15 protein-coding genes are annotated in these 17555 nt (G+C 67.4%); 5 read left to right on the top strand and 10 right to left on the bottom strand.

The features are described from left to right. The first annotated feature begins 124 nt into the window (after window positions 1-124). Both secA and LF41_RS10690 read left to right on the top strand, forming a co-directional pair. Window positions 125-2863 carry a preprotein translocase subunit SecA gene (secA, locus tag LF41_RS10695; RefSeq protein ID WP_036169401.1) on the top strand — a complete coding sequence of 913 codons (2739 nt, stop codon included), beginning with the start codon at window positions 125-127 and terminating at the stop codon, window positions 2861-2863. A 1-nt stretch (window position 2864) separates the two neighbouring features. Beyond that, window positions 2865-3815, top strand: coding sequence for a Nudix family hydrolase (locus LF41_RS10690; protein WP_036169398.1), 951 nt, complete (start codon window positions 2865-2867; stop codon window positions 3813-3815). On the opposite strand, the gene coaE is transcribed toward LF41_RS10690, so the two are convergent. Genes coaE through pilB form a run of 4 tightly spaced genes read right to left on the bottom strand, consistent with a single transcriptional unit; the run spans window position 3804 to window position 8312 of the window. Further along, complete coding sequence (gene coaE, locus LF41_RS10685; protein WP_036169396.1) at window positions 3804-4421, bottom strand: dephospho-CoA kinase; 618 nt, start codon at window positions 4419-4421, stop codon at window positions 3804-3806. The genes LF41_RS10690 and coaE overlap by 12 nt on opposite strands. A gap of 5 nt (window positions 4422-4426) precedes the next feature. After that, the gene (locus LF41_RS10680) at window positions 4427-5290 is read right to left on the bottom strand and encodes a prepilin peptidase (protein ID WP_036169394.1); all 864 of its coding nucleotides are present in this window, start codon (window positions 5288-5290) and stop codon (window positions 4427-4429) included. A 5-nt stretch (window positions 5291-5295) separates the two neighbouring features. Then, the gene (locus tag LF41_RS10675; protein WP_036169392.1) at window positions 5296-6561 is read right to left on the bottom strand and encodes a type II secretion system F family protein; all 1266 of its coding nucleotides are present in this window, start codon (window positions 6559-6561) and stop codon (window positions 5296-5298) included. A gap of 26 nt (window positions 6562-6587) precedes the next feature. Further along, window positions 6588-8312: a type IV-A pilus assembly ATPase PilB gene (gene pilB, locus LF41_RS10670; RefSeq protein WP_084073547.1), complete on the bottom strand. Its 1725-nt coding sequence runs from the start codon at window positions 8310-8312 to the stop codon at window positions 6588-6590. A 117-nt stretch (window positions 8313-8429) separates the two neighbouring features. Between pilB and LF41_RS10665 the strand changes: the two genes are divergently transcribed. The 3 genes from LF41_RS10665 to LF41_RS10655 are packed head-to-tail and all read left to right on the top strand — an operon-like array spanning window position 8430 to window position 11219. Beyond that, window positions 8430-9281, top strand: a complete 852-nt coding sequence (locus tag LF41_RS10665; protein ID WP_036169389.1) for a glycosyltransferase family 2 protein — start codon at window positions 8430-8432, stop codon at window positions 9279-9281. Further along, window positions 9274-10497, top strand: a complete 1224-nt coding sequence (locus LF41_RS10660) for a glycosyltransferase (RefSeq protein WP_036169387.1) — start codon at window positions 9274-9276, stop codon at window positions 10495-10497. The genes LF41_RS10665 and LF41_RS10660 overlap by 8 nt, the downstream gene beginning before the upstream one ends. Continuing rightward, the gene (locus LF41_RS10655) at window positions 10494-11219 is read left to right on the top strand and encodes a class I SAM-dependent methyltransferase (RefSeq protein WP_036169384.1); all 726 of its coding nucleotides are present in this window, start codon (window positions 10494-10496) and stop codon (window positions 11217-11219) included. The genes LF41_RS10660 and LF41_RS10655 overlap by 4 nt, the downstream gene beginning before the upstream one ends. Here the strand turns inward: LF41_RS10655 and LF41_RS10650 are convergent. From LF41_RS10650 to LF41_RS10625, 6 genes are read right to left on the bottom strand one after another with little or no spacing between them, the layout of a single operon-like run. Next, complete coding sequence (locus LF41_RS10650) at window positions 11209-12297, bottom strand: glycosyltransferase family 4 protein (protein WP_036169382.1); 1089 nt, start codon at window positions 12295-12297, stop codon at window positions 11209-11211. The genes LF41_RS10655 and LF41_RS10650 overlap by 11 nt on opposite strands. A 6-nt stretch (window positions 12298-12303) precedes the next feature. Then, a complete protein-coding gene (glf, locus tag LF41_RS10645) occupies window positions 12304-13407 on the bottom strand; it encodes a UDP-galactopyranose mutase (RefSeq protein ID WP_036169380.1) in 1104 nt (367 codons plus the stop codon). A 1-nt stretch (window position 13408) separates the two neighbouring features. Next, window positions 13409-14443 (bottom strand): glycosyltransferase family 2 protein, encoded by a 1035-nt coding sequence (locus tag LF41_RS10640; RefSeq protein WP_052116344.1) that lies wholly within the window; start codon window positions 14441-14443, stop codon window positions 13409-13411. Next, window positions 14443-15444: a glycosyltransferase family 2 protein gene (locus tag LF41_RS16180; protein ID WP_052116343.1), complete on the bottom strand. Its 1002-nt coding sequence runs from the start codon at window positions 15442-15444 to the stop codon at window positions 14443-14445. Before LF41_RS16180 ends, LF41_RS10640 begins: the two co-directional genes overlap by 1 nt. Then, the gene (locus LF41_RS10630; RefSeq protein WP_036169377.1) at window positions 15426-16880 is read right to left on the bottom strand and encodes an MOP flippase family protein; all 1455 of its coding nucleotides are present in this window, start codon (window positions 16878-16880) and stop codon (window positions 15426-15428) included. The genes LF41_RS16180 and LF41_RS10630 overlap by 19 nt, the downstream gene beginning before the upstream one ends. Next, window positions 16877-17554 carry a class I SAM-dependent methyltransferase gene (locus LF41_RS10625; RefSeq protein WP_052116342.1) on the bottom strand — a complete coding sequence of 226 codons (678 nt, stop codon included), beginning with the start codon at window positions 17552-17554 and terminating at the stop codon, window positions 16877-16879. The genes LF41_RS10630 and LF41_RS10625 overlap by 4 nt, the downstream gene beginning before the upstream one ends. Window position 17555 lies beyond the last annotated feature (1 nt).

Genomic DNA, 17555 nt, shown 5'->3' with positions numbered 1-17555 from the left:
CGCGGCGGCGGACCCCAGCTACAATGCCGCGTTGCCGTACAAAGGGCGCCCCGCGCCCTTTTTTATTTGCCGCGTGCCGCCGGACAGGCGCACCGGCCCACTCATTCGGATCTGGTGTCCCACGATGCTCAACAGCTTGCTCACCCGCGTCTTCGGCAGCCGTAACGAACGCCTGCTCGGCCAGCTCGGGGGCATCGTCAAGAAGATCAACGCGCTCGAACCGCAGATGCAGGCGCTGTCGGATACCGAACTCCAGGCCAAGACGCCGGAGTTCAGGGACCGCATCGCGAAGGGCGAATCGCTCGACAAGATCCTCCCCGAAGCCTTCGCCGTCTGCCGCGAAGCCTCGCGCCGCGTGATGGGCATGCGCCATTACGACGTGCAGCTGATCGGCGGCATGGTGCTGCACCTGGGCAAGATCGCCGAAATGCGCACGGGCGAAGGCAAGACGCTCGTCGCGACGTTGCCGACCTACCTCAACGCGCTCGAAGGCAAGGGCGTGCACGTGGTGACGGTCAACGATTACCTCGCCCGTCGCGACTCGGGCTGGATGGGCAAGCTGTACAACTGGCTCGGCCTGTCGGTCGGCGTGGTCTACCCGGGCATGCCGCATTCGGACAAGCACGCCGCGTACGCCGCCGACATCACCTACGGCACCAACAACGAATTCGGCTTCGACTACCTGCGCGACAACATGGCGCTGGCGAAGGAAGACCGTTACCAGCGCGGCCTGCACTACGCCATCGTCGACGAAGTCGACTCGATCCTCATCGACGAAGCGCGCACGCCGCTGATCATCTCCGGCCCCGCCGACGAATCGCAGGACCTCTACGCCGCGGTCGACGCCATCGTCCCGCAGCTGACGCGCCAGAAAGAGGAAGAAGGCGAAGGCGACTTCTTCGTCGACGAGAAGGGCAAGCAGGTCCACCTGTCCGAAGCGGGCATGGAGCACGTGGAGGAACTGCTGCGCGCCGCAGGCGTGCTGAAGGGCGACGACGACGCGCTGTACGGCGCGCAGAACATCCACGTCGTGCACCACCTCAATGCCGCGCTGCGCGCGCATGCGATCTACCAGCGCGACGTCGACTACATCGTGCGCGACGGCGAAGTCGTCATCGTCGACGAGTTCACCGGCCGCACGCTGCCGGGCCGCCGCTGGTCCGACGGCCTCCACCAGGCGGTGGAAGCGAAGGAACGCGTGCCGGTGCAGCGCGAGAACCAGACGCTCGCCTCGATCACCTTCCAGAACCTGTTCCGCATGTACGGCAAGCTCTCGGGCATGACCGGCACGGCGGACACCGAAGCCTACGAATTCCAGAACATCTACGGCCTGGAAGTCATCGTCATCCCGACGCACCGCCCGATGGTCCGCAAGGATCATTCCGACCTGGTGTTCCTCAACCGCGCCGGCAAGTACCGCGCCGTGGTGAAGGAAATCCAGGAGTGCCACGCGAAGGGCCAGCCGGTGCTCGTCGGCACCACGTCGATCGAAGTCTCCGAGCTGCTGTCCGAACAACTCCAGGCCTCCGGCGTCGCGCACGAAGTGCTCAACGCCAAGCAGCACGAACGCGAAGCGCACATCGTCGCCAACGCCGGGCGTCCCGGCGCGGTGACCATCGCCACCAACATGGCCGGCCGCGGCACCGACATCGTGCTCGGCGGTTCGCTGGAAGCCGAACTCCAGGCGCTGGGCGAAGAGGCCCCGGACGCCGACAAGGCCCGCGTGCGCGAAGCCTGGCAGCAGCGCCACGACGCGGTGAAGGCCGCCGGTGGCCTGCACATCGTGGGCACCGAACGCCACGAATCGCGCCGCATCGACAACCAGCTGCGCGGCCGCTCCGGCCGCCAGGGCGACCCGGGTTCCTCGCGCTTCTACCTCTCGCTCGAAGACAACCTGATGCGCATCTTCGCGGCCGACTGGGTGCAGCGCATCATGGCGCGCATGGGGCTGAAGGAAGACGACATCATCGAAAGCCCGCTGGTGACCAAGCAGATCGCCAACGCGCAGCGCAAGGTCGAAGCCCACAACTTCGACATCCGCAAGAACCTCCTCGACTTCGACGACGTCAACAACGACCAGCGCAAGGTGATCTACCAGCAGCGCGACGAGCTGCTCGACGCCGACAGCGTGGAAGAGAACGTCGCCGGCATCCGCGAGGACGTCGTGGCCGAACTGGTCGCGCGCTTCGTACCGCCCAATTCGATCGACGAGCAGTGGGACCTGCAGGGCCTGGACGCGGAACTCAACAACGAGTTCAACCTCGTGCCCGGCATGGCCAGGCACGTCGCCGAGCGCACGGAAATCGACGCCGAAGGCATCGCCGAGGAAGTCCAGCGTCGCCTGGCCGCGCTGTTCTCGGAGAAGGAAGCCGCCATCGGCGCCGAGAACATGCGCATGCTGGAAAAGCACATCATGCTCAACGTGCTCGACCAGAACTGGAAGGAACACCTCGGCCGCATGGATTACCTGCGCCAGGGCATCCACCTGCGCGGTTACGCGCAGAAGCAGCCGAAGCAGGAATACAAGAAGGAAGCCTTCGAGCTGTTCGGCGAGATGCTGGAGAAGGTGAAGCGCGAAGTCGTTTCGTTGCTTGCGCGCGTGCGCATCCGCAGCGAAGAAGAGATCGCGCAGGCCGAAGCCGCCGAACGCGCGCGCGCCGAAGCGATGGCACGGCAGATGCAGTTCAAGCATCCGGAAACGGGCGGCTACGGCGCGGACGAAGAAGCCGCGCAGGCGCAGGCCGACGGCATGCCGTCGCTCGAACTGCTCCCGCCGGGCCGCACCGACCGCGTCGGCCGCAACGATCCCTGCCCGTGCGGCAGCGGCAAGAAGTACAAGCACTGCCACGGCCAGCTCGCCTGATGTGAGCGAGGTCGCCGGCCCGCCGGTCGAAGTCGTCGCCGGCGTCATCCGCGACAAGACCGGCCGCATCCTGCTCGCGCGCCGCACCGAAGGCCGGGATCTCGCCGGCCTTTGGGAATTCCCGGGCGGCAAGCGCGAACCCGGCGAGACGCCCGAAGCGGCGCTGGCCCGCGAACTCCACGAAGAACTCGGTATCACCGTCGACTGCGGCGCGCCGCTGATCGCGGTGCCGCAGCGTTACCCGCACAAGCGCTTGCGCCTGGACGTGCGCCAGATCGCCGCGTGGCGCGGCACGGTGAAAGGCCACGAAGGGCAGGCGCTGGTGTGGGCGCCGCCGCATACGCTCGCCACTTACGCGATGCCGCCGGCCGACATCCCCGTCGTCGCCGCGCTCCTGCAACCGGATCGTTATCTCGTCACGCCCGCGCCGAATGGGTCCGATGCCGCGTGGCTGGAATGGCTCGAAGCCGCGCTCGTCAAAGGGGTGCGCCGCGTGCAGTTGCGCGCGCCGCATTGCCCGCCTGCGCGATGGGCGCGCCTGGTGGAAGCGGCGGTGGATGCGTGCCGCCGGCACGGCGCGGACGTGTTGATCAACGGCGATCTCGCGCTCGCGCGAGCGATGGATGCGGGCGTGCACCTGCGCGCGGAACAGTTGGCGGAACTCGACGCGCGTCCGTTTCCGAAAGACCAACGCGTCGCGGCCTCGTGCCACACGCTCGCAGACCTGCAACGCGCCCAGGCGATCGGGTGCGACTTCGCCGTGCTCGGCCCGGTGGCGGACACGCCGACGCATCCGGGCGAAACGCCCATCGGTTGGGACGGCTTCGCACGCTTGCGCGAGGACGTCGCGCTGCCGATCTACGCCATCGGCGGCATGACGGTCGACGACATCGCGATCGCGCGCGCAAACGGTGCGCAAGGCATCGCGGCGATACGCGCGCTATGGGGTTGAAGCGGGCGGTGCCCCGTTCCGATACCGCCGATCCAGCGCCGCAACCAGTGCATCGAGATCCGATTCTGCGCCATCGTTGACGATCACATCGTCCGCGATCGCCAACCGCGCCTGGCGGCTCGCCTGCGCGGCGAGCATCCGTTCGGCCAGCACCGAATCGATGCCATCGCGACGCATCACGCGCGCGACCTGCACGTCGCGATGCACGTCGACCACCAGGATGCGCTCGAGCCACGGATACACCATGCGGCCGCCGCCTTCGGTGAGCAGGGGAATCGCGACGATGCAGTAGGGACCGGGCGCGCGGAGGGCGTCGTCATGGAGCATCACGCGGATGCGGGGATGCAGGATCGCCTCGAGCCGCCGGCGCGCATCGTCGTCGCCGAAGACATGGCGGCGCAACGCCGCGCGATCGAGTTGCCCATCGGCCTGCAGGACATCGGCGCCGAACGTGTCGGCGATCTCCGCCAACGCAGGCTGCCCGGGTGCGACCGCCTCGCGTGCAGCGAGATCCGCATCGATGACCGCGATCCCGAGCGCCGCGAACCGCGCAGCCACCGCGCTCTTGCCCGAAGCGACCCCGCCGGTAAGGCCGATCGCACGCATCGCGCTTACTTCAGGCCGAACAACGACAGGTAGGCATCGACCAGCTTGTCGCTCCAGAAGAACGCGATCCAGCCGGCGATGGCGAGATATGGGCCGAAGGGAATCGGGGTCGCGCGGTCGCGGCCTTTCGCGGCCAGCCACGCCGAACCGATGATCGCGCCGACGATCGAGGACAGCAGGATGGTCGGCAGGATGCCCTTGAGCCCCACCCAGGCGCCGATGGCCGCGAGCAACTTGAAGTCGCCGTGCCCCATGCCTTCCTTGCCGGTGAGCTGCTTGAACACCCAGTACACCGACCAGAGCGAGAAGTAGCCGGCCATGACGCCCAGCAGCGCGGCCTTCTGCCCGATGAAGAGGTTCTCGACGCTGGCGATCAACCCGAGCCACAGCAGCGGCAAGGTGAGTTGGTCGGGCAACAGGCGCGTGCGCAGGTCGATGCCCGCGAGCGCGACGAGGAAGCAGGTGAACAACACCGCCCCGAACCCGCGCCAGCCGAAGCCGTACTGCCACACGCACGCGAGCACCAGCAGCATCGTCAGGGCTTCGACGATGGGGTACTGGGCGGAGATGGGCGCGCGGCAATGGCGGCACTTGCCGCCCTGGATCAGCCAGCTGACGAGCGGGATGTTCTCGTACCAGCTGAGCTTGTGCTTGCAATGCGGGCAGTGCGAGGGCTCGACGACGATGCCCGGCGGCGGCGGATCGTACTCCTCCGGCTCGCCGAGGATCTCGCGACTATCGCGCCGCCATTGCCATTCCAGCCGGCGCGGGAGGCGCAGGATGACGACGTTTAGGAAGCTGCCGAGCGCGAGCCCGAACGCGGCCGCGGCGGGAAAGCCGAGGCCGGGGTTCTGGTCAAGGAACGCCATTCAGGTCAGACGACCGAGGCGAGCTTGAAGATCGGCAGGTACATGGCGACGACCATGGAGCCGACGATGACACCGAGCATGACGACGATGATCGGTTCGAGCAGCGAGGCCAGCGCGTCGACCGCGTTGTTGACCTCCATCTCGTAGAACTCGGCCACCTTGTACAGCATGGTGTCGAGCGCGCCGGCTTCTTCGCCGATCGCGGTCATCTGCACCACCATGTGCGGGAAGAGGTTGGTCTGCTTCATCGCGACGTTGACCTGGTAACCCACGGCCACGTCGTCGCGGATGCGGTTGACCGCCTTCTCGTACACCGTGTTGCCCGTGGCGCCGGCGACGGTGTCCAGGGCTTCGACCAGCGGCACGCCGGCGGCGAAGGTCACCGCGAGGGTGCGCGCGAACCGCGCCAGCGCCGCCTCGTGCATGATCTTGCCGACGACCGGCAGCTTGAGGATCAGCCGGTCGAGGAAGTGCGAGAAGGCGACCGAGCGTTTCTTGATCATGACGAAGGCGATGCCACCGCCTGCGATCACGATCGCGATGGCCCACCACCACTTGACCATGAACTCGGAGAGGTTGATCACCAGCATCGTGAAGGCCGGCAGCTCCGCGCCGAAGTTGGCGAAGACGTCCTTGAACTGCGGCACCACGAAGACCAGCAGGATCGCGCTGACCAGCAACGCCACCGCGACGACCATCGCCGGGTAGAACATCGCCTTCTTGATCTTGCCCTTCAGCGCTTCGATGTTTTCCTTGTACGTGGCCACCGTGTCGAGCACGGTGTCCAGCACGCCCGCCGATTCACCGGCTTTCACCAGGTTGCGGTAGAGCTCGTCGAACTGCACCGGGTGCTTGGACAGCGACTCCGACAGCGACGAACCGCTCTCGATGTCCGAGCGGATGGTGTTGACCAGGTCGCGCATCCGCGGGTTCTTCTGGCCGCCGCCGATGATTTCCATCGAGGTCACGATGGGCACGCCCGACTTGAGCATGGTCGCGATCTGGCGGCTGAAGACGGCGATGTCCTTCGGCGTGACGCGCGAACCGCTGCCGCCGAACAACGGCTTGGTCTTCGGCTTGACGACGGTGGGGGTGAGCCCCTGCTTGCGCAGTTCGGCGCGCACCAGGTTGGCGTTGCGCGCCGCCATCTCGCCCTTCATCTTCACGCCGCGCTTGTCGTTGCCTTCCCACACGAAGGTGGGCATGGCGTCCGGGCGACGAGCGACCGGTTGCTTGGCGGCGGAGCGTGCTGCGTTCTTGGTCACGGCCATTCGGCGTACCCCCGATCCCTATCTGATTAGTCTTTCGTCACGCGGTTGATTTCCGCGAGGCTGGTCACGCCGTTGCGCACTTTCATCAAGGCCGACTGGCGAAGGTCGCGCACGTTGGAACGCTGCGCCGCCTCGCCGATCTGCATCACGTTGCCGCCGGACAGGATGATGTCCTGGATCTCCTCGGTCATCGGCATGACCTGGTAGATGCCGGTACGGCCCTTGTAGCCTTCCGTGCAATCCGGGCAGCCGACGGCCTCGTACACCTTGAAGCCGGCGTGGATCTCGTCGGCGCTGAAGCCTTCGGCGAGCAGCGCGTGGTCCGGGTAATGCACCTCGCGCTTGCAGTCGTGCAGGCGGCGCGCGAGGCGCTGCGCGATGACCAGCGTGACCGACGAGGTGATGTTGTACGGCGCCACGCCCATGTTCATCAGGCGCGCGATGGTCTGCGGCGCGTCGTTGGTGTGGAGCGTGGAGAGCACCATGTGGCCCGTCTGCGCGGCCTTGATGCCGATTTCGGCGGTTTCCAGGTCGCGGATTTCGCCGACCATGATCACGTCCGGGTCCTGTCGGAGGAACGAGCGCAGCGCGGCGGCGAAGGTCATGCCGCGCTTGACGTTCATCTGCACCTGGTTGATGCCGGGCACGCGGATTTCGACCGGGTCCTCGACGGTGGAGATGTTGCGCGTCTCGTCGTTGAGGATGTTGAGCGCGGTGTACAGCGACACCGTCTTGCCCGAGCCGGTGGGGCCGGTGACGAGCACCATGCCGTAGGGCTTCTGCACCGCGTCCAGGAAGAGCTTCTTCTGGTCTTCCTCGTAACCCAGCTTGTCGATGCCGAGCTTGGCGGCGCCGCCGTCGAGGATACGCAGCACGACCTTCTCGCCGAACAGCGAGGGCAGGGTGCTGACGCGGAAGTCGATCTGCTTGGACTTGGAGAGGTTGAGCTTGATGCGGCCGTCCTGCGGGACGCGCTTTTCGGCGATGTCCAGCTGCGACATGACCTTCAGGCGGGCGGCGATGCGCGAGTGCAGCTTCACCGGGACCTTGGCGACCTGCTTGAGCAGGCCGTCGATGCGCAGGCGCACGCGGTATTCGGTTTCGTAAGGCTCGAAGTGGATGTCCGACGCGCCGCGACGGATGGCGTCCACCAGGACCTTGTTGATGAACTTCACGACCGGCGTGTCGTCGCCCTTGGCTTCGACGCCCGAGTCGCTGTTGAAGTCATCGTCGCCGCCGGTGGTCTCGAGGTTCTCGAGGCCCTCGCCGTCGTTCATTTCGTCGGCGAGCGCGTCGGCGTTTTCGAGCCACTGGTCGATGGTGCGGCGGATCTTGTCGTCGTCGACGAGGATCGGCTCGACCGCCAGGTTGGTGTGGAACTTGATCTCGTCCAGCGCGTGGCTGTTGGTGGGATCCGACAGGCCCACGAACAGGCGGCTGCCGCGCTTGAACAGCGGGAGCGCGCCGTGCTTGCGCACCAGCTCCTCGCTGACCAGCTTGATGGCCGACTGGTTGGGATCCAGCGAGCTGACGTCGAAGATGGGCATGCCGAACTCGGCCGAGTTGGCCGCGGCCAACTGGGCGGAGGTGACCAGCTTCTTTTCGGCCATGAACAGCGCCAGCGGCTTGCGCTCGCGGGTGGCCTGGTCCATCGCCTCGCGGGCACGGGCCTCGTCCAGCGCACCGTCCATGACGAGTCGCCGGGCAATGCCGGTGATCCCCACCAGGTTGGCGGTCGCAACGGTAGCCATGTCTTTCCCCCAGTACTGATGTCGAAGATACCGCAAACCCCGAATCACACAACGGATGGCCGTCGCTATTCCGGCCCTTGGTGCCGCTGTTAACCTGTACAGGTCAGCGGAGCGGCCATGCGAATTTCCATCATCCTTCCGGCAAAGAACGAAGCCAACGGGCTGCGGCAGACCCTGCCCGGCCTGCGGGCGGCCTATCCGGAAGCCGAAGTCATCGTCGTGGACGACGGGTCCACGGACGACACGGCGGCCGTGGCCACCGAGCATGGGGTGCGCGTGCTGTCGTCCCCCTACTCGATGGGCAACGGCGCGGCCATCAAGCGCGGCGCCCGCGCGGCCTCCGGCGAGGTCCTGGTCTTCATGGACGCCGACGGCCAGCACAGCGCCGACGACATCCACCGGCTGCTCGAACGGCTGGAGGCGGGCTACGACATGGCCGTGGGCGCCCGCAACGCCGGCGGCCAGGCCAACGTGGGCCGTGGCGCGGCCAACGCCCTGTACAACCGGCTGGCCAGCTGGATGACGGGCCACCGCATCGCCGACCTCACCTCGGGCTTCCGCGCCGTGCGCGCCGAGCGCTTCCGCGAATTCCTGCACCTGCTGCCCAACGGCTTCAGCTACCCCACCACCAGCACGATGGCGTTCTTCCGCAGCGCCTACCCGGTGGCGTACGTGCCGATCGACGTGGCGCGCCGCATCGGCCGTTCGCACATCCGCCCGCTGCGCGACGGCGCGCGCTTCCTCATCATCATCTTCCGCATTGCCACCCTGTATTCGCCGCTCAAGCTCTTCGCACCCACGGCGCTGGGGTTCGGCGTGCTGGGCGTGCTGTATTACGCGTGGAGCTTCGCCAAGTACGGCCGCTTCACCAACATGAGCGCGCTGCTGATTTCCGCGGCGGTGGTGGTCTTCCTGATCGGCCTGGTGTCGGAGCAGATCACGGCGCTGACCTATCGCCGCGATGACTGACTCGCGCAGGCACGCTTCGGGCAAGCCCACCGTTCTGGTCCTCGCCTCGACGTACCCCCGCTGGGAAGGCGATGTCGAACCCGGGTTCGTGCACCAGCTGTGCAAGCGGCTGGTCGCGCGCTTCCACGTGATCGCGCTGGTCCCGCATGCGCAGGGCGCGTTGTCGGGCGACATCGACGGCGTCGAAGTCATCCGCTATCGCTACGCGCCGGCCAGGCTCGAAACGCTCGTCTACGGCGGCGGCATCGCGGCCAACCTGCGGCGCTCGAAGTGGAAGTACCTGCTGCTGCCCACGTTCGTCGGCATGCAGTGGCTCGCGGTGAAGAAGCTGCTGCGCACGCGGCGCATCGATGCGATCCACGCGCACTGGCTGATTCCGCAAGGCTGGGTCGCGCGCGCGGCCACGCGCGAGGTGCCGTATCTGGTGACCTCGCATGGCGGCGATCTGTTCGGCCTGCGCGGCAACGTCCTGACGTCGATGAAGCGCGACGTCGCGCAGTCCAGCGCCGCGATGACCGTCGTCAGTTCCGCGATGGCCGCCGAAGCGCGCCGCATCGGCCTGTCGCCGCCGCGCCTGGACATCCTGCCGATGGGCGTCGACCTGCGCGAACGCTTCGTACCGGACCCGTCCGTCACGCGCGAATCCGACGTGCTGCTCGCCGTCGGCCGCCTCGTGCCGAAGAAAGGCTTCAACTTCCTGCTCGACGCGATGCCCGCCATCGTGCGCGCGCGCCCCAACGTGCGCCTCGACATCGCAGGCTTCGGCCCCGAAGAGGCGGCGCTGCGCGCGCAGGCCGAGCGCCTGGGCGTGTCGCAGCACGTGCGCTTCCTCGGCGCGATGCCGCAGGACCGCCTGCCCGCGTTGTATCGCGCGTCGACGTTGTTGGTCGCGCCGTTCGTGCGCGACGACGCCGGCGACCAGGAAGGCCTGCCGGTCGTGCTGATGGAAGCCATCGGCTGCGGGTGCCCCGTCGTCGTCGGCGATGTCGCCGGCGTCGACGATCTGCTCAGCGAGATGAAATCCGAAGTGTGCGTGGACCCGCGCGATCCGGCGGCGCTTGCGAATGCCGTCATCGCCGCGCTCGACGATCCTGCGACGCTCGCGCGCCGCGCCGAATCGATCCGCGCCATCGCCGCGTCGCGCGTGGACTGGGAACACATCGCGCGGGCCTACGGCCACCTCATCGCACATTGCATCGAAGGCCGCCGCGCATGACGACCACCGTGCGCCAGCCCCACATCGCGCCGGACCTGGCTTCGCGCCGCCCGAAGGCGGAAAAGATCCTGCGCCTGTTGGCGCTCTCGCCGCGCGACACGCCCTGGCGCGTGCTCGAAGTCGGGACCGGCAGCGGCGGCATCGCGCACTTCCTCGGCACGCATCCGACGATCCGATGCGACGTCACGTCGGTCGACGTCGTCGACCTGCGCATGGTGAAGGACGGTTACACGTGGCAGCGCGTCGAAGGCACGGCGTTGCCGTTCGGCGATGACGCCTTCGACGTGGTGATCACCAACCACGTCATCGAACATGTCGGCGAACACGCAGACCAGTTGCACCATCTGCACGAATGCCGCCGCGTGCTCGCACCGGATGGCCGCGGCTACCTCGCCGTCCCGAACCGCTGGGGCGTGATGGAACCGCACTTCAAGCTTCCCTTCCTCAGTTGGCTGCCGCACGCGTGGCGCAGCCCCTACGTGCGCGCGATGAAGAAGGGCGAGGCGTACGACTGCGAACTGCTCACGCAGCCAGGCATCGAAGGCCTGTTCGCCGAAGCAGGATTGCAGGCGCGCAACGTCGGCGTCGAAGCCCTGCGCGCGATGCTCGCGATCGAGGGCACGCGCGGGATCGTGCGCAAGTGCGTCGCCGCCGTGCCCGATGGCGTGTGGCGCGCGCTCTCGCCGCTGATCCCGACGCTGATCTACCGCTTCAGCCGCTGACGAGGCGGCGCATCGCCGGTTCGATTTCGGCGATCACCTGGTCCCAATCCTTGATCGGTACGTTCGCCCGCTGCGCATTGCGCAACTGCGCTTCCAGCTTGTCGGCCAAGTCCGCCGCATCGCCCGCGCGATAAAGGAACTCGGGCGTCTGCGCAAAAAGATGGTGCATCGCGCCGACATCCCCCACGACGACCGGCAGGTCGCACGCCAGCATCTCGTACGCCTTCTGCGGGAAGCAGTAGCGCCCGAACTCGGTGTCGAGGATGCAGATCGCGCCGACGTCGAGCGCACCGAATACCTGCGCGACGCGCTCGTGCGGCAACGGACCGAGCGAATGCACGCGCGGGCCCGTCGGCGGCGGAAATCCGTGCGGACCGGCGAGCACCAGGTGCACGTTCGGCATGCGTTGCTCGAGGATCGCCCACGCGGCGTACAAGGCCTCGATGCCCTTCTCGCGATTGAGCCCGCCCGCCGTGCCGACGAGCAACGCGTCCTGCGGCAAGCCCAACGCTTCGCGACATGCGGCGCGATCGCGCGGATGGAACACGGCGCGGTCGATGGTGCTCGGCATCGCGATGACCTCGCCCTTCACGCGGTACTCCTCGACGATCAACTCGCGCAGCGGCTCGCTCGTCGTCAGCACGAGATCGGCCTGTCGCGTCGAGCGGCGCAGCAGCGACACGAAGCCGGGGATCTTCGCCTGCCCGAATCCTTCGAAGTTGTCGTACAGGTCGACGATGAGCGGCACGCGCAGCTTGCGCTTCAACCACGCGCCGAGCGCGACATGCGGGATGTCGGTGCCCGCGAAGATGATGTCCGGCTTGAACGCGCGCAACGCGCGCAGCAACCGCCACGGATATGCGGGCGACATCATCTCGGAATGCCAGACGAGCGAGCCCGGCGCGGCTTCATGCGTCCACGTGCCTTCCTGCGCTTCCTTGCGGTAACTCAGGCACCACGCTTCGACCTGGTGGCCGTGCGCGGCGAGCTTGGCGGGGATTTCGTACACGCGCGCGTAGCGGTCCAGGACCACGTCCTTGCTCATGTAGCGGCGCTTGCACACGTACGCGATGCGCATCGGTGATCAGTCCAGCAGGCGGCGGACGGCGGCAAGCGCGGCGCCCACGACCTGGTCCATGTTGTAGTAGCGGTATTGCGCGAGGCGGCCGACGAACGTGACGTCGCGTTCGTTCTCCGCCATCGCCTCGTAGCGCTTGAACAGCAGCTCGTTCTCGGTGCGCGGAATCGGGTAGTACGGGTCGCCGTCGGCCTGCGGATATTCGCGCACGATCGAGGTGCCGGCGTGCTGTTGGCCCGTCAGGTGCTTGAATTCGGTGATGCGTGTGTACGCGTGGTCGTTCGGATAGTTCACCGTGCCGACCGACTGGTAGGTGTCGACCGACGGCAGATGCTCGTGTTCGAACCGCAACGAGCGGTAGGGCAGCGCGCCATGGCAATGCGCGAAGTACGCATCGATCGGCCCGGTGTACACCGTATGCGCGAAGCCGCCGCGCTTGCGCAAGTCCTCGAAGTCCACGTCGAACTCCACCGCGATGTTGGGGTGGTCGAGGATCGCTTCGAACATCTTCGCGTAGCCGAACTTCGGCATCGCCTGGAAGGTATCGGTGAAGTAGCGGTCGTCGGTGTTGGTGCGCACCGGGATGCGCGCGGCCACGCCGGCCTTCAGCTCCGAGGGATCCAGCCCCCACTGCTTGCGCGTGTAGTGCAGGAAGAACTTCTCGTACAGGTCGCGCCCGACGCTGTTGAGCACGACGTCCTCGCTGCTGCGCACCGGCTCGCGCGGCTCGCGCACGCGCTCGAAGAACGCTTCGGCGCCGGCTTCGTCGAGGTCGAGCCCGTACAGGGCATTGAGCGTGTCGCGATTGATCGGGAAGGGATATTCGCGCCCGTCGACGACGCCGCGCACGCGGTGTTCGTAGGCGCGCCATTCCGTGAACTTCGACAACCACTCCCAGATGCGCTCGGCATTGGTGTGGAAGATGTGCGGCCCGTAGCGGTGCACGAGCACGCCGTGCGAATCGAGCTCGTCGAACGCATTGCCCGCGATGTGCGGGCGCTTGTCGATGACGCGCACGCGCTTGCCCGCATCGGCGAGTTCGCGGGCGACGACGCTGCCGGCATAGCCGGCGCCGACGATGAGGATTTCGGGAAGGGTCTTGTCAGGCACGTCAGGCACTCAAACCGAGTCGCCGCAGGCCGGCGAACAGCGGGGAACGATAATCGAGGCGGAGCAGGGAAAGCACGCCCAGATCGAGCGTGGCGCGCGAACCCGCACCGGAAAGCCCACGCAGCGGCGAGGCCCGCCACGCACGGAGCATCGCAAGGCCCAGCGGCGCGGCGCGGATGCAGGCGCGCAACCACTGGGTCGCGATGACGCGGCGGGCGTCCGGATCCTCGTGCGCTTCGTGGAGGGCCAACAGCCAAGCTTCGACGCCCTGCAGGTCGGCGATCTGCGTGATGGAGCGCGATTCGCGGACCAGGTGGTGGAAGCGCAATTGCGCTTCGGTGGGGCGGAAGCCCTGGCGCGCGAGCGTTTCCTCGCGGATGCGGCGGTTCACCGCTTCCATCTGGTCGCGCCTGACGGTGGATACCTGCCCGCCATGGCGCCGATAGCGCAGCAACGCCTCGGGCATGTTGGCGATGCGGAAGTCGACCAGCGCGCGCGACCACAGGTCGTAGTCCTCGACGGTGCGATGACTCTCCTGGTAGCGATACGCGTCGAAGACCGCGCGCCGCGCCATCACGGTCGGATGGCAGAGCGTGTTCTGGAACAGCATCGCCGCGCGCACCGCGGGCTCCGACACCGGCCAGCGCACCGTGCGCGCCGGGCCCTCGCCGAACTCGGTGAACCACGTCCCGCACAGATCGAGCGCGTTCGCTTCGAGATATGCGCGCTGGCGCTTCAGGCGCTGCGGATCGCACAGATCGTCGGCATCCATGCGCGCGATCCATTCGCCGCCCGCGATGTCCAGGCCGGCATTGAGCGCACCGATGATGCCCACGTTCGCGTCGAGCGCGAGCAGGCGCACGCGCGCGTCATCGCGCGCGGCCTGTTCGATGATCGCGCGCGACTCGTCGGTCGAACCGTCGTCGACGATGACCAACTCGAAGTCGCGCGTGGATTGCATCAGCACGCTGTCGATCGCGGCGCGCAGGTATTGGGCGCCGTTGTGGACGGGCATGACGACGGACACCGACGGCATCAGACGCGCCTCCGGTAATCGGCGTTGCGGGCAGGCGAGCGCAGGGCGAGTGCCACCCAGCGCGCCGGCAGCAGCACCCACTCTGCGAGCAGCGGTGGCAACCAGCGCAGCGGCGCGCGCTCGAAGATGGCATGCGGCGGGTGGGCGACCCGCGCGATCTTCTGCGCGCCCAGGGCATGCCGCGTCGCATGGACCGGATGCAGCGCGAAGCGCGTGTGCGCGTAGTGCCAGATCGCGCGCGAGATCGCCTGCGCGCGTGCAGGCGTCAACCGGTCTTCGCGACGCAAGGCGTCGTGCAAGTCGAACAACGCACCGACGACCTTCGGTTCCTGGAAGTGGCCCGGACGCCCGGTCGACGTGCGTTGCCGGCCGTGCTGGAACCACACGCCGATCTCGCGTTCGACATGCACCCAGTTCCACTCGTGATGGCTGGCGAGCGTCACCATCCACACGTTGTCCTGGAAACGGCGCACGTCGGGTCGCCAGCGGCACGGACCGATGCTCGCGCGACGGAACAGGTTGGTGGTCGGCTGCGAGAACCCGCTGTGTTCGACCGCGGCGCAGGCGAAGTCGCGCGATTCGGGAAACCCGACGAGGCCATTGTCGGCGCCGTCTTCGTCGAGGCTGCGGATGCGGCCGCTGCACAGATCGGCGCCGGTGTCGCGCAGCACGTCGACTTGCGTGGCCGCTTCGGGCGAAAGGTAATCATCGTCGTCGAGGAAGCGAACGAACTCGCCCCGCGCCAGGTCCAGCCCGTGGTTGCGCGCGACGTTGGCATGCGGCGTTTCGACTGGCGAGACAAGGACACGGGCATCGTCGGCGAACTCGGCGAGGACCGCGTGCCACGCCGAGTGGGGCCCGTTGGGCACCACGATGACTTCGACGCGGCCATCCGGCGACGCGCCCAATGCGCTGCGGATCGCACGCGCGAGCCACGTCGGGCGGCCTCCGGTGGGGATGACGACGCTGACGGTGGGCGCGTTCAATGCGGCGTCCGCCATTGCAGCGCCAGATCGCGCATCACGCTCATCCACCGGCGATTGAGCAGCGCGCTGAGCGCGAGGTACACGGTGCCGCCCATCACGCCACCGACCGCGAGGCGCAAGAGACCATGCGGAAGCGCGAACGTCGCCAGGTGCGCCGCTGCGCCGCAGACGACCGCCGCGACGAACGGCGCGGCGAGCTGGCGCATGAACTCCGGGAGCGTCGCGCCACAACACGGCCACACCAGGTAACGCCAGGACGGAAGCATCAGCAGCAGTTGCGTGACGATGAGCGCAGCCACGAGGCCGTCGGCACCGTACAACCGTCCGCCGAACCAGTACGCGGCCGGCAGCAACACCAATTGGGCGACGTTCCACCAGAACGCAAGGCGCACGCGACCGACCGCATACAACAGGCTCCCGGTCGGATTGGCGATCGAACGCACGAGCCCCCACGCGGACAAGCCGCGAAGCAAGTCGCTGGCGCCGCGGAACTGCGCGCCGTACAACAGCATGACGATCTCGTCCGCGAACACGCCCACCATCACGTATACCGGGAAGTTCACCGATGCCGTCATGCGCAGCATCTGCAGGTAGACATCGCGCAACACGGCGACGTCATGGCGCACGCGCGACATCACCGGGAACCCCACGCGCATGGCGACCTGGTTGATGACCATCGCCATGCGCAGGCTCAGATCGCGCGGCAGCGAGAACAGGCCGAGTGCGGCGGTCGACAGGACGAAGCCGCCGACGAATACATCGGCTTGCCGCACGAGCGCGGACACGAGGTTTTCGCCGACGAGGAACCGCCCCATCCGCAGGAACGGCCGCGCGGGCCCGAGATCGAAATGGAAATGCGGTCGATGGCCGTGCGAGAGCCGGAGCCACGCGAGGGCGGAACTCGTCGCTGCCGACGCGAGCGCCGCGGCCACGAGCGCGAACGCGCCTGCGCGATACGCCACCGCACCCACGACGCAAACGATGAACCCGACGATCCCGGCGACGACTTCGTTCTGCGCGGGAATCGCGAAGCGCAACTCCTTTTCCGCCACGACCACGAACTGCTGGCCGAGCGAGGTGAGCAACAACACGGGCGCCGTCCATGCGAGGAGAGCGCCCAATTCCGGCTTTCCGTACAGCGAAGCGATGAGCGGCGCGGCGAGCACGATTGCAAGCGACAACACAGCGGACAGCGCCAGCGTGATCCAGTACAGCGTCGACCGCGTGCGGATGTCCGCATCGTCGTAATGGATGATCGCGCGCCCGATGCCGAACTCCGCCACGAGGCTCGCCACCGTCACTACCGCCATCGTCAACGCCATCAACCCGAAGTCCGCGGGCGCGATGAAGCGCGCGACGACGGCCACCTGCAACACCTGCAGGCCGCTGCGCGCGACCGCGGAGAACGATGTCCAGCGACCGGCGGAAATGGCGCGAGCGCGCAGGGTCATGGCTTGCGCGCCGTGACGAAGTAGCCGGCGGTTTCGTGCGGCTCGGTCCACACGCGATCCAGCACGCGAGCGGCCATCTGATCGAGCCACCACACCGGGACGAGGCATGCACGCACGATGCCGCGCACGAGCTTGGGCCCACGGATCAGGCGATGCAGTTGGTAATTGAGCTTCAGGAACCAGACACCCCAGAACCCCGTCGTGTGCGCGACCTCGATGTCGACGAATCCGGCCTTGCCGAGCCGATGGCGCAACCCATGGCGGGTAAAACGCTGGTAGTCCCAGGGCGATTCGTGTTCCCACCACTGGAAGGGCGCCGAAAGTGTGAGCTGGCCGCCGCGGCGCAACACGCGCGCCGCTTCGGTGAGCATGACGTCGGGTTCGGCGAGATGTTCGATGACTTCGAACGACACGACGTGATCGGCGCTCCCGTCGGCGAATGGCAACGGCTTGTTGAGGTCCGCGACCACGTCCGCGGCGCGCGTGTGCAGCGAGTTGATCCAGTCCACGCCGATGTACTCATCGGCGAAGGCGGCGATGTCGGCGCCGAACGGCTTGACGCCGCATCCGAGGTCCAGCACCACGCCCCGCATCGCGGGCAAGCGCGCACGCACGAGCGCATTGATCGCCCGCTTGAGCAACCAGTTGTGGCTCGTTGCGTGCGCGTCGTACATC

This window comes from Lysobacter dokdonensis DS-58 (assembly GCF_000770795.1).
Lineage (GTDB): Bacteria > Pseudomonadota > Gammaproteobacteria > Xanthomonadales > Xanthomonadaceae > Noviluteimonas > Noviluteimonas dokdonensis.
The sequence above is the reverse complement of the archived record's forward strand: the minus strand, read 5'-3'. Positions and strand labels throughout refer to the sequence as shown.

Coding starts and splice junctions, on each gene's coding strand:
- LF41_RS10680 (WP_036169394.1), bottom strand. CDS start 5,290: ATGGCGTTCCTTGACCAGAACCCCGGCCTCGGCTTTCCCGCCGCGGCC.
- LF41_RS10660 (WP_036169387.1), top strand. CDS start 9,274: ATGACTGACTCGCGCAGGCACGCTTCGGGCAAGCCCACCGTTCTGGTC.
- LF41_RS10640 (WP_052116344.1), bottom strand. CDS start 14,443: ATGCCGTCGGTGTCCGTCGTCATGCCCGTCCACAACGGCGCCCAATAC.
- LF41_RS10665 (WP_036169389.1), top strand. CDS start 8,430: ATGCGAATTTCCATCATCCTTCCGGCAAAGAACGAAGCCAACGGGCTG.
- LF41_RS10625 (WP_052116342.1), bottom strand. CDS start 17,554: ATGTACGACGCGCACGCAACGAGCCACAACTGGTTGCTCAAGCGGGCG.
- coaE (WP_036169396.1), bottom strand. CDS start 4,421: ATGCGTGCGATCGGCCTTACCGGCGGGGTCGCTTCGGGCAAGAGCGCG.
- LF41_RS16180 (WP_052116343.1), bottom strand. CDS start 15,444: ATGGCGGACGCCGCATTGAACGCGCCCACCGTCAGCGTCGTCATCCCC.
- LF41_RS10675 (WP_036169392.1), bottom strand. CDS start 6,561: ATGGCCGTGACCAAGAACGCAGCACGCTCCGCCGCCAAGCAACCGGTC.
- secA (WP_036169401.1), top strand. CDS start 125: ATGCTCAACAGCTTGCTCACCCGCGTCTTCGGCAGCCGTAACGAACGC.
- LF41_RS10650 (WP_036169382.1), bottom strand. CDS start 12,297: ATGCGCATCGCGTACGTGTGCAAGCGCCGCTACATGAGCAAGGACGTG.
- LF41_RS10655 (WP_036169384.1), top strand. CDS start 10,494: ATGACGACCACCGTGCGCCAGCCCCACATCGCGCCGGACCTGGCTTCG.
- pilB (WP_084073547.1), bottom strand. CDS start 8,312: ATGGCTACCGTTGCGACCGCCAACCTGGTGGGGATCACCGGCATTGCC.
- LF41_RS10630 (WP_036169377.1), bottom strand. CDS start 16,880: ATGACCCTGCGCGCTCGCGCCATTTCCGCCGGTCGCTGGACATCGTTC.